This is a genomic window from Butyrivibrio sp. LB2008 (assembly GCF_000621565.1).
Classification (GTDB): Bacteria; Bacillota; Clostridia; order Lachnospirales; family Lachnospiraceae; genus Butyrivibrio.
The window spans coordinates 148,192-160,503 of the sequence record NZ_KK211307.1 but is presented as its reverse complement, the minus strand read 5'-3'; the positions used below and the strand labels follow the sequence as shown (position 1 = coordinate 160,503).

The following is a 12,312-nucleotide window of genomic DNA, read 5'->3' as shown; positions in this document are numbered from 1 at the left end:
TTTCATAGCCCCCTTAACTTTCGCAATTTAGTCCATTAAAGCACAAAAAAGACTGCAATGTCAACCTCTTGCAGCCTTTATAGGTATTAGTAAATCCTCGGGAACAAATAGCTTTCCGCAGCCCGTTCCAAGGTCGATATCAGGTTTATTTGCTCCGTGAAAATCAGAACCGCCGCTGACAAGAAGATCGTATTTTTTTGCCAGCTCTTTTATCTGAATCTCATCTCTTCTTTCATAAGTGGAGTAAACAGCTTCTATACCGACAAGTCCGGCACCTTTTAGCCTTCCGACAAATTCATCCAGTCTGTCATCACCAAATCTACACAAGATGGGATGGGCAAAAACGGGAACGCCTTTAGCTTTTAGTATGCTTCTTATCGCATCTTCAGGTGTTATCTTCTCCCTGCCTACATAGTACGGGCAGTGATCACCAATATATCTGTCAAAAACTTCAGCTCTGCTGTTTACATAGCCTCTGTCCACCATATACTTGGCAAAATGTGCCCTGGTAATAACGGTGTCCGGAAACTCCTCTGTGAGCGTCTCATATGAAATGGGGATTCCCGCTTCCTCAGAGAGCTTTTTGCACATCTTCTTATTTCTGGTAGTCCTTGAATCAATAAAAGTGCTAAGCCCCTCTACAAATTCCTTATCGTGGTTATCGATATAAAGTCCCACGATATGTACTTCTCTTCCTTCGCCTTCCGTAGACAGTTCAACACCCGGAATCACCTCAAGATCCGGATATTTTGAAGCGGCATATTCTATAGCTTCATCGACACCGTCCACAGTATCATGATCTGTAAGCGCTATAGCGGCAAGCCCCTTATCGTGAGCTCTGTCTATAAGCTCTTTTACAGAAAACGTTCCGTCAGAGTTATTTGAATGTGTATGTAGATCAATAGCCCTCATGCATATCTCCTGTTGTCCGCACTTAATAAATGCTTTTTTATTTGATAGGAAATTCCTATCAAATAAAAAACGCTCCGCTATGGATGCGACCGATGCGCAGAAGTATTATGCAAGCTAAAGCTTGCGCGCATCGGCGCGCAAAGAGTTGCTTTGCAACTCTTTGTTCCAAAGAATTATATCATTTAAATCTTTGCAAAAATAGCTGTCTCTTCATCAAGTTCTCCTGCAATACGGCTATTTTCATCCATACGCTTTGAAATATTATCCATGTCGGAGACAAGTGTCTGAGTGCTCTCGGCAGCTGATGAAACGCCGCGAACACCGTCTTCTATGGATGTTGTAATATTATTGATAGACTCTGCTATATCATTGAATGTTGACTTAAATCCTTCTGTCTTATTACTGAAGTCGTCCATGACACCTTCAATGTAATTAGCATTATTTTTATACTTTTCACCATCTTCAACGAACTTCTCAAACTGAGGCAGGATTGAATTCTGAAGATAATCAACAAGTTCATTTGCACTTTCTGAAAGATTATGCGCAGCATCAACAACAACAGAGTTGATCTCCTGAATGTTTCCTGCAGTTCTCTTACTGTTCTCGGCAAGATTACCGATCTCGCCTGCAACGACAGCGAAGCCTTTTCCTGCAGCTCCCGCTCTTGCAGCTTCAATTGAAGCATTGAGAGAAAGAAGGTTGGTCTGGGTTGCGATACTCATGATCTCAGCGGTAAGCGAATTAACCTGATCAACACTCTGGCTGTCAGCGATTGCCTGATTGAGAGATGCAAGAATTTCTTCAACCTTAGCATTTGTTTCCGCCATGGTTGTTCTCGCAGACTGTTCCATTGCATCTGCATGCTCTTTCATAGTCTTTGAATATTCGTTTATCTCACGGCTCTTATCAGCCATTTCCTCAACTTCGGCTCTTACAGCTTCAGTATTCTTATTTATTGTACCAGCACTATCGGCAACTTCCTCCATGGTAGCGGTAAGTTCCTCTGTCAGTGCAGACAGATCGGATGCACTACTGTTTGAGGTCTTAACACTTCCCAAAACATCACTTACAACCTTGTCCATTGCAGATGAGTTATTTGTGATAGTCATGAAGATCTTCTGAAGGTGTTCAATAAAGGAGTTGATACCTGTACTGAGAGCTCCGATCTCATCATTTGACTGAACAGTAATACGCTTTGTAAGATCACCTTCTCGTCTGTTGATACCCTCAATAATCTCATTAAGCTCTGCTTCTGCTTTGATAACAGGTCTTATTACATGTCTAAGTACAATATAAAGGGCAATAATTACTGCAAGAATACTGATTATAATTACAACAATTCCCGAAAATCTTGCAATATTATAACTTGTAATGAAATCTTGTCTTGCAACTTCAGAGCTGCTGTGAAAAGCTTCAATAATCTCATTAATGTCCGTGCTTAACTGCTTTGAATTCTCAGCAACAATACCATTTGCAGTTGCATAAGCATCCTTGGTTTTCTGCGCAGCACTCTGTGCCAAAAGAATCAAAACCGATTCTCTAAAGCTCTGGTAATCGGCAAGCATCTTGTCATAACTTGCAGTATTATCTTCGGTAACATATTTTTTGTAATCAGACATTGTCTGATCAAGGATTGCCTCTTCTGCCTCAATCTCGGAAATAACATAAGTCATTGTCTCAAAATCAGTGGCAACAATATGTGACAGAGCCAACGTATGAATGTTTTTGGATGTCTGTCCTATGGTATCCAACTGTCCAATTGCAACCATATAATCATCTGCAATTGTTGATGCTGTATTGTTTACCTTTCTAAGGTTCGTTAATGACAATACATTTGAAAGTATGGAAACTAATCCCAATAGAAGGACTGGAACCATAATCATCACACGAATACTTGATTTCTTCTTCATTGTTCCAACCTCCTATTATTCGCTTTCCGCAGAATCTGCTTCTGCGCTTTCATCAGAGGCTTCTTCCTCTGAGGTTTCTGCTGTTTCCTCTGCTACATCCGATTCGCCCTCGGCATTTTCTTCAGTAGTTTCCTCACCTGTTTCTTCTGTAGACTCAACGCCTTCCGGATCACCTGTTGATTCAGTTCCTGTAATATCTGTAACCATCTCATTTAACAGAGTCTGAAGATTCTTACCTCCGGGATTTCCCTGGCTCATGATCGTTCCAAAGTTTGTTGCAGGATCCCAGAAGGTTCCTCCAACACGCTGAAGACTTGCATAATCAGCCTGTTTCTGAAGTGCCTGAAGTCCCTTTGACTGAGCCACTTCACCTGAAGATGATGCCGCTTTATTTGAAGGGCCCTGACCTCTCATTGAAAATCTAAGGCTCTGGTTCTGTTCATTTGTCATCCAATCCGCAAACTTATTTGCCCATGCAGAATTGGGTGAATATGAATTTACTCCGACAAGCTTATAGCCCGCATAACTTGACATCTGAAGCTGCTGTCCCGCAACCGTATAAGTCGGAAGTTTTGTTGCGGCATAGCCATCGCCCCATGCATCTTTGATCTGAACTTCATCCCATGTTCCACTGATACCGGCAATAAAAGTACCGTCTGCGGCACCTATAGCAAAGTCATCATTTGGCGCGTTGACAAAAGCCGGATTCTTCCCGAGCTCCACCAAAGACTGTGCAACATCAACACCTTTTATCTTGGTATATTTGGCATTCCAGTTACAGAATGTAGAAATACCATCATCATTAAGCCCGATTTTCATATCTGTATTTCCAAAGAAAGAATACATGTACCAACCGGAATCTATCTCCATGAAAAACTTCTTGCCTTCCTGTTCGCAAACTGCCAGGATTCCGTCCAAAGTCTGTACATCTTCCTCGTTCAAATACTTACTGTCATAAAAAAGGAAATATCCATTATCTGCTGTCAAAGGATATGCATATAAAGCTCCGCCAAAAGAAGCCGCTTCGCTTGAAGCAGCAAGATTTCTCGATGCAATTTCAGATTCATTGGGAACTTTTTTAAGTACACCCGAAGCAATCAAAGCCATTAACTGATCATCTGCAAAAGTAAATACATCAGGCGCATTAAGAACATCACCAAGAATGTCATCCTTAGCACTGGACTCACTGTGAGGCTCAAATATAATATTGAAGTTTGCCTGTGATGAATACTCAGATATAAAACTTGATATGATCTGATTAATAAGCTCATCATCTTCCTCAGATCCCCAAACTCTAAGAGTCACATCTCCTGAAGGAAGAGCGTCTTCACCGGAATTTTCCTCATTGGCATTTTCCGTTTCGGAAACACTTTTTTCCTCTACACTACCTGCCCCACATCCTGCAAGTGCGCCAAAAGAAAACACAATTGACAGTAAAATAATAAACATTTTTTTGGACATAACATGCCTCCTATCCTTTTACGGAAAAATACAATAGCATATTATTTTGTACAAAACAATAGCACATATAAATGTTTTTTAAAATATTTTAAGTCGTTTTATCACATTTCAAGTGCAATCCCAGAACTCAAGCCAATCGCGATAAATACTGATTTTTTCTTACAAAAACCGTCCTATTTTATCGTTATTTTTTTTCGTTTTTAAGTATCGTTGTTACAACCTCGCGATTACCGGATCGCTCTCAGAATTACATCCGCAAGTCCATCATGATCGTTATCTTCATCTGTCACAATATCGCAAACTCTTTTCACCGCATCGGTCGCATTGAGCATCGCAACTCCAACACCTGCCGCCTCGAGCATGGAAATATCATTCTCCTGGTCCCCTGCAGCATAGGTATTTTCTACCGGTATTCCAAGTATCTCCGCAAGCCTCTTAACAGCATTGCCCTTTCCCGCTTCTTTTGGAAAAATCTCAAGATAATACGGATTAGAATACAAAAGAGTGATCTTATCTCCCACAGCATCTTCAAGCGCCTTATAGAATTTCTCCTGCTTCGACGTATCATGAAGCTCTATCGCTATCATCTTTGGCGGAGGGGATGTCAGCTCTTTTACCACATCATCTGTAATAAGAAGAGGCGTCTTAATTACCCTTCTGTAATATTCCATACACTCTCCGTTCATTGAACTGACTATATGAGTGTCATTGTAAGTATGACAGTGCATATCATACTTATTTGCAATATCCATGATAATAGGCACAAGTTCAAGCGGAACGCCCGTCCTGTAAACATATTCATCTTCATCAACACTGTAAATCTCAGCACCATTACAACCACATAAAAAAGAGCCCTTAAAGTTCAGCTCCAATCCGCGATAGACAGCTTTTGCACTATCTATCGCCCTGCCGGTATTTATACAAAAATAATTACCGGCTTGCGTGAACTTCTTAAGGGCATCCATCGTCTTTGGTGAAATATCTTTTTTACTTGTAAGAAGAGTGCCGTCCAGGTCAAAGAAAAAAATTTTTCTATCTGTTCTCTTCACAAAAAAGCTCCTTATATTATGCTTCTACAATCAAATATCTTCCGTCACCTATATCAAAAACCTCATCAGCTTCAAGCACATTGCTTCCTTCAGTGTCAACACCCGATTCCTCAAAGTACTCCTCAACTTCTTCGGGACTGTCAACAACTACTGCCATCGAATCCTCCAAAAAAGCTTCTGCTTCTTCCATGTTTTCTGCTACATCCTCAGGAAATAACTGTCCCTGATTCTCCAAAAAACATCTTAATACTGCTTCATCATACTCGTGCATACAAAAACCTCCAAATTACAACAAATCTTTCCCTTTCATCTCTGTGTAGAGTCTTGCCACAGGCAAACCTACGACATTATAATAATCACCCTTGATACCGCTGATATAGCGGGCAAATAAGCCTTGTACCCCATAGGCACCCGCTTTGTCGTCAGGTTCGTTTGTTGCAACATAAGCGTCAATCTCTTCATCAGTCATTTTCACGACATCCACATTAGTTTCTTCGCAGAATGTTACGTGATCTTCTTTTCCGTCTTTTCTGAAAAACAAAGTCACCCCTGTATATACTTGATGTGTATTTCCCTGAAGCTGCCCGATCATATCCTTCGCATCTTTCTTATCAGAAGGTTTCCCGAGCACTTTCTGATTATATGATACGACTGTGTCAGCGCCTATTACAACCACGTCTTCCGTTAAAATTTTATGAAAAATCTCTGAAGCTTTTCGGAATGAAAGCTCCATAACAATCTTGTCGGGTTCCTTTGAGTCAGCGATCTCTTCTCCCTCAGGAATGAGAATTTCATAGTTGTCGATCACCTTTCCCAAAAGCTCTTTGCGTCTGGGTGACCCCGATGCCAGTATATATCTCATCTTATTACCTCTAACTACTCCTTTACAATAGTACATTTTTCACTTTTTATTCAATTCTTATCATTTTATATTAGGATTCATCTCGGGAATAAAGATCCTTGTGTTGCGGTCATTGACGGTTCTTGCCCTCTCATATGCCTCATCACACATTATCTTCTGCGAGTTTATCCTCGGCGTATCATCCGAAATAACAGGTTTGACATACTCTCCCTTGTCATTCATGATATGCGCTTTCTCCGTATCCCTGAGCTCAAGATCAAGTATATGCCATACATTTTTCTTAAGTTCGTCATTTTCAATAGGAAAAAGAATCTCCACACGCCTCTCAAGGTTTCTCGGCATCCAGTCCGCACTGCTTGCATAGATCTCCCTGCTGCCTCCGTTCTCAAAACAGAAAATCCTGCTGTGCTCAAGGAAATTACCGACAATAGATCTTACGGTTATATTCTCGGAAACGCCTTTTATTCCGGTTTTCAGGCAGCAGATTCCTCTTACGATAAGATCGATCTTAACGCCTGCACAGCTCGCAAGATAAAGCTCCGCGATAACCTCTTTGTGACAGATCGCATTCATCTTTGCAACGATCCTTGCAGGCTCTCCCTTGAGAGCATGCTCTTTTTCCCTTCTGATAAGGTCTATTATCCTGTCCTTAAGCCACAAAGGCGCAAGAGACAGCTTATTCCAGCCAAGCGGCTCGGAATATCCCGAAAGCATATTAAATACCGCGGTCGCATCCTCACCAAATGCGGGCGCACAAGTAAAAAGCCCTATATCGGTATATTGTTTTGCCGTCGAATCGTTATAGTTTCCTGTCGCAAGATGAACATATCTCTTTATGCCGTCCTCTTCCTTGCGGACAACAAGAGTAATCTTGCAGTGTGTCTTAAGACCAACGAGACCGTATATTACATGGCATCCCGCTTTCTCAAGCATCTTCGCCCATACGATATTATTCTCTTCATCAAATCTCGCCTTAAGCTCAACAAGAACAGTTACCTGCTTGCCGTTATCCGCTGCCTTTGCAAGCGCAGCGATAATGGGCGAATTGCCGCTTACTCTGTAAAGAGTCTGCTTTATCGCAAGAACTCCCGGATCAACCGCAGCCTCTTCGACAAACTTTACGACATTCTCAAATGTCTCATAAGGATGGTGCATAAGAACATCGCCGTTACTTATAACGCTGAAGATATCTTTTGCTCCGATAAATGCGGGCACAGCGCTCGGAGGTCTGTATCCATGCTCTTTCAGATGATCGAATCCCTCACGCTTATACAGCTTCATCAAAAAAGTAAGATCCAGAGGCCCGTTCACCTTAAAGATCTCATTATCATCGACATCAAGTTCTTTTGATATGAAATTTAAGAGCTTGGCGTCTATATCAGCCGAAACCTCAAGCCTTATCGCCTGTCCCCACTGACGTTTCTTAATCTGCTTCTCGATCTCTTTTAAAAGATCTTCCGCCTCATCCTCGTCAATTGAAAGGTCGGCATTTCTCTCAACCCTGTAAGGCGCACTTACTATCACATCATAATTAAGATATAGCTTGTCTACATTATGCATTATCAGGTCTTCAAGAAAGACAAACTTGCCTGACTTGTTCCCGCCATCTCCCGGAATGTGAAGGAATCTCGGAAGAACATCAGGCACCTGAACAGTCGCAAAATCAACATCATCTTTTCCCTCTTTCTTCTTAAGGAGCGCCCCGATATTGAGCGTCTTATTCCTTATAAGAGGAAAAGGTCTGGACGAATCAACCGCCATAGGCGTCAGAACGGGAAATACAACCTCATCGAAATATCTCTCCGCATAATCAAGCTCTTTTCCCTTAAGTTCTCCTATATCGCAGATCATAAAGCCGTTCTGCACAAGGAGAGGCAAAAGATTCTCATTATAGACCGCATACTGATGCTTTGTAAAATCGTGAAGCTTATCAAGTACAGCCTCAAGCTGCTTAGCAGCAGTCATTCCGGCAATATCGAGCTTTTTGTACTCCGCATTGATCATGTCTTTTAAAGAAGCAACGCGCACCATAAAAAACTCATCAAGATTGCTTGCTGAAATGCTAAGAAACTTAACTCTCTCCAGGATTGGATTGGACTCATCCTCCGCCTCCGAAAGAACTCTTTCATTAAACTGTATCCAGCTAAGTTCCCTGTTTGTATAATATTTGGAATCTTCAACATTAATACGCTTACCAAACGAAGTTTTGTTCTTTGTCATAATATCCCTCTCATAATCTAAGAATGTCTCATAACATCTTCTTCTGCCTTATCACAGGCTTTACTCCGAACACTTCTTCAAAAAATCCCGCTCTGTTTGTAAAAAGACCTTTTTCAAGCGTAATATCCGCCGTAGTATCTACATTTATAATAAGTTCTCTCTCTTTTAGCTCAACCGTAACGTCCTTGAACTTTTGCTTGTGCGTTCTGTCAAGTCCGTTCGCAGCTCGCATGATTGCCGTTAGCTTGGCTATTCTAAGGTAATCTTCCCTTGAAAGCCCGTCAAAGAACCTGCTCTCACTACTGTAATATTCAAAGTTCTCATGATTAAACCTGACAACGTTAGCAACAATAGCCCTCTCAACATGTGAAAGACCGATGATCTCCGTCGACATTATTATGTTATAGGAGCAATCACCTAGATATACAAGGCTAATATACTTGCCGCAATCATGAAGTATCGTAGCGATCTGTAAAAGAAGTCTCTCCCTGCCGCCCAGACCATGAAGTTCCTTGGTGCTGTCAAATATGGTAAGTGCTATCTTCTGAAGCGTTTCTCTTCTCGATCTGCTTCCCATATATCTCTTGGAAATATTCTGTGCACATGCAATGATATCCTGCTCGAAATCATGAGGAGACTTTATGTAGTTCTTCTTTTCAGCGTACTCGTAAGCGATACCGTCACAAAGCGTGATTCCCGGTGCCCACAGATTCTCCGCATTGGTCACATCAAGAATACACTTGACCAGAGCTCCGGCCACGTGGAAAAGAGGAACATTCTCCTCGGGAATATTTAATTTCTTGGCAAGTTCAAGATCGCTCTTTTTATATGACTTCTTAAAAAACTTCCGATATTCTTCCGATGTCGCATAGCCGCCTCTCTCCGATCCGAGATTAAGCTTTTGCATTATGGGAGAAACATAATCATCAATAATAATAAGATTCTCGACTTTTTTGTCCTTAAGATGCATCTTGCTAAAGACGGAAAGCCTTGAATTGATAAGCTCCGTGACGAGTTCCGCATACTTAAGCCTTGATGCATGCACCTGCTCCATGGTTGTATGCAGACGAAGAACACCTGTCATAAGATTCTGGGTAACAACAAGTGTGTCTTTTTCAAAAAGAGATATCTGTATGCTTCCGCCGCCGATATCAGCGATTGCTGTCGGCTTAGAGATTACCTCTTCAAACTGATCGTATTTAAGAGCGATAGATTTGTAATCTATGAAACGCTGTTCCGAATTACTGAGAACATCGATATGTATGCCCGTTCTGTTCTCGATAAGGTCGCGAACAATGGCTATATCCTTGGTCTCTCTTATCGCACTCGTTCCATAGGCCTGATAATGAGTTACACCGTACTCCTTCATTATCTTTTTAAACTCGGACAAAATACGTATCATCTCATCCACGTGATAACTGGATATCCTACCCGTAGCATAAGTCTCACTTCCAATATCCATGCGGTGGCGCACGTGATCAAGCTCCCTTACGCCATTCTTCATGGACAGTTCAAAAATCTTTAGCGATATCTCATAGGAACCAACGTCAATCGCAGCAAATACTTCACCCGTCATAAGTTAAACCCCTCATAGTTTAATTCTGTATTACAATCAGTAATTACCGAGTATTCTGAGCATTTTGGCTTCCTCGCGAAGTCCGCGAAGAGCGTTCTTAACTGCACTGTCTCCGAGATTTCCATCGAAGTCAATAAAGAATCTGTACTCCCAATTCCTGTCCTCGATAGGTCTTGATTCTATCTTGGTCATATTGAGATTGTTATATATAAAATGTGACATGATATGATAAAGAGCTCCTGCCTCATGCGGAATTTCCATGCACAGGCTTATCTTTTTCGCATCCTTCAAAAATACTTTCTGGTTTGTTACTATGATAAATCTTGTCGAATTGGAATCCGCCTGATTTATCCCTTCTTTTATCACCTCAAGTCCGTAAACTTCCGCAGCTCCTGCACTTGCGATCGCAGCCTGGGACTTATCTTTCTCCTCGGCAACTTTCTTGGCTGCAAATGCATTGTTCTTCATACCTATCTGCTGAATGCTGCTGTTGTCCGAAAGGAACTTGGCACTCTGCATAAGAGCCTGGGGATGAGCGTAAACTGTCCTGATATCTTCAAGCTTCGCTCCGGGCACGCCCAAAAGACAATGCTTTATCTCTATTATCTGCTCTCCTACAATGTAATGTTCATATTCCGCAAGAAGATCGTATATCTCACTAACGATTCCCGCCGTTGAATTCTCAATAGGAAGAACCGCATAGTCAACACTTCCCTCTTCCAAAAGAGCCATCGCATCCCTAAATGTCTCAACCGCTGTACTGTTTACTTCTTCGCCAAAGAACTTCTTCATTGCTTCTTCGGAATATGAGCCTGCCGCTCCCTGGAAGCATACTCTTGAATTTTTCTTATCTATACCGTCCTTTTCTATAAAAGGAAGATTACCCGAAGCACCTTTTTCTGAAAGTTTCTGATACTGCAACTTTCTGCTCATCGACATCAGCTGTGAAAAAAGCTCTTCAATGCCCGTTCTGTTAAAATCAGAATGTGCAAGTGCCTTAACTGCCTTAAGTTTCTCGTCCTCTCTCTGCTTGTCAAAAACCTTTTTTCCAACCGATATTTTATAATCAGCGACCTGCGATGCCACTTCCATTCTCTTTTCGTAAAGCTCAACAATCTGCCTGTCTATGACATCAATCTCGCTTCTTAAATCTTTCAGATCCATAAATTCGCGCATTCCTCCTAGTACTAAATCTAATAGAATTTTAGAACAAATGCTTCTTGATAGCAAGAAATAACACGCCTATAATAAATATAACTGAAGCATGGAAAGAGGTAGACAAATGACCAAACGAACTGCGGTTACCTTCGCGATTATTACTCTGATCATAGCATTTGTTGTTGCTGCCCACATTAGAGAACAGCATATACCTATGTTCCCATCAGATCAAGGCAATACGGCAAGCAACCTTCACAATTCCGGTCTTGTCTTTGAAATGGACGGCAAGGTCTTTTTTTCCAATCCAAGTGATAATAATTGTCTTTATTCAATGGATCCCAATGAAGCCAATCCAAAGCGACTCACCAGCATGGGTGTCAAATATATTAACGGAGCAAACGGTTTTCTCTACTTCTATATGGATTCGACCAAAAAATCCGCTAATATCAAAGGTTTTGGAACCGTAACCAATCAGTACGGCATCTATAGATGTAAAGCAAACGGAAGAAACCAGACCTGTCTTTTGAGAGACTTCTGCGGTGAAGTACAGCTATGCGGAGAATATCTGTATTTTCAGGTCAACACAAACGGCGGTTCACTTGAAAAGATCAGAGTTGATCAGAAAGGTCGTTCCCTGGTTGCTCCTGAGAAAATCTCTCCCGTATGCTACTACAACGGCAATATCTATTACACAGGTGTGACGCAAGATCACAACATTCACGTTATGCAGGCTTCCGAAAACGGTGGAAATGCCACATTTCTTGAAGGAAACTACTTCTATCCCGTTATTCAGGGCGAATATATTTATTACATGAACGGAGACGACAATTATAATTTGTGGCGCACCAATCTTATAACAGGTGAACAACAGGAAATAATCGATGAGAGACTCGACTGTTATGCCATGAATGATAACTCAATTTACTACGCATTTTCCGATCCGAGCAATCCTTGTCTAAAAAAATGTAACCTTGACGGATCAGGCACAACAGTGCTTTTTAGCGGCATCGTAAACAATATAAATCTGTCATCACAGTATGTTTATTTTATGGTTTACGGATCGGATGATGTGATGTATCATATGCCATTGAATGGATCATCCAATGCAACTTATTTTGAAGTGATCGATTGATCTGTTTATAGTTTTTAAATGTTTTGTATTTT

Annotated in this window: 10 protein-coding genes; 1 reads left to right on the top strand and 9 read right to left on the bottom strand. The window is 41.4% G+C overall.

Annotated features, from left to right (window positions below):
• Positions 1–60 precede the first annotated feature (60 nt).
• The 9 genes from T356_RS0115500 to pheA all read right to left on the bottom strand — a co-directional run bounded on the left by T356_RS0115500 (position 61) and on the right by pheA (position 11,154).
• On the bottom strand, positions 61–912 hold the full coding sequence (locus T356_RS0115500) for a PHP domain-containing protein (protein ID WP_026515276.1): 852 nt from the start codon (positions 910–912) through the stop codon (positions 61–63).
• Between the two features lie 182 nt (positions 913–1,094).
• On the bottom strand, positions 1,095–2,822 hold the full coding sequence (locus T356_RS0115495; RefSeq protein WP_026515275.1) for a methyl-accepting chemotaxis protein: 1,728 nt from the start codon (positions 2,820–2,822) through the stop codon (positions 1,095–1,097).
• A gap of 15 nt (positions 2,823–2,837) precedes the next feature.
• Positions 2,838–4,283, bottom strand: coding sequence for an extracellular solute-binding protein (locus tag T356_RS19770; protein ID WP_242846628.1), 1,446 nt, complete (start codon positions 4,281–4,283; stop codon positions 2,838–2,840).
• A gap of 227 nt (positions 4,284–4,510) precedes the next feature.
• Positions 4,511–5,332, bottom strand: a complete 822-nt coding sequence (locus tag T356_RS0115485) for a Cof-type HAD-IIB family hydrolase (protein WP_026515274.1) — start codon at positions 5,330–5,332, stop codon at positions 4,511–4,513.
• 16 nt (positions 5,333–5,348) lie between these two features.
• Complete coding sequence (locus T356_RS0115480; protein WP_026515273.1) at positions 5,349–5,603, bottom strand: hypothetical protein; 255 nt, start codon at positions 5,601–5,603, stop codon at positions 5,349–5,351.
• A 15-nt stretch (positions 5,604–5,618) separates the two neighbouring features.
• Positions 5,619–6,194, bottom strand: coding sequence for a Maf family protein (locus tag T356_RS0115475; protein WP_026515272.1), 576 nt, complete (start codon positions 6,192–6,194; stop codon positions 5,619–5,621).
• A 60-nt stretch (positions 6,195–6,254) separates the two neighbouring features.
• Positions 6,255–8,414 carry an RNA degradosome polyphosphate kinase gene (locus T356_RS0115470; RefSeq protein ID WP_051563487.1) on the bottom strand — a complete coding sequence of 720 codons (2,160 nt, stop codon included), beginning with the start codon at positions 8,412–8,414 and terminating at the stop codon, positions 6,255–6,257.
• 28 nt (positions 8,415–8,442) lie between these two features.
• Positions 8,443–9,990, bottom strand: coding sequence for a Ppx/GppA phosphatase family protein (locus tag T356_RS0115465; RefSeq protein ID WP_026515270.1), 1,548 nt, complete (start codon positions 9,988–9,990; stop codon positions 8,443–8,445).
• A 36-nt stretch (positions 9,991–10,026) separates the two neighbouring features.
• Positions 10,027–11,154: a prephenate dehydratase gene (pheA, locus tag T356_RS0115460; RefSeq protein ID WP_026515269.1), complete on the bottom strand. Its 1,128-nt coding sequence runs from the start codon at positions 11,152–11,154 to the stop codon at positions 10,027–10,029.
• Between the two features lie 118 nt (positions 11,155–11,272).
• On the opposite strand from pheA, the gene T356_RS0115455 reads away from it, so the two are divergent.
• Positions 11,273–12,280 carry a DUF5050 domain-containing protein gene (locus T356_RS0115455; protein WP_026515268.1) on the top strand — a complete coding sequence of 336 codons (1,008 nt, stop codon included), beginning with the start codon at positions 11,273–11,275 and terminating at the stop codon, positions 12,278–12,280.
• Positions 12,281–12,312: the final 32 nt, after the last annotated feature.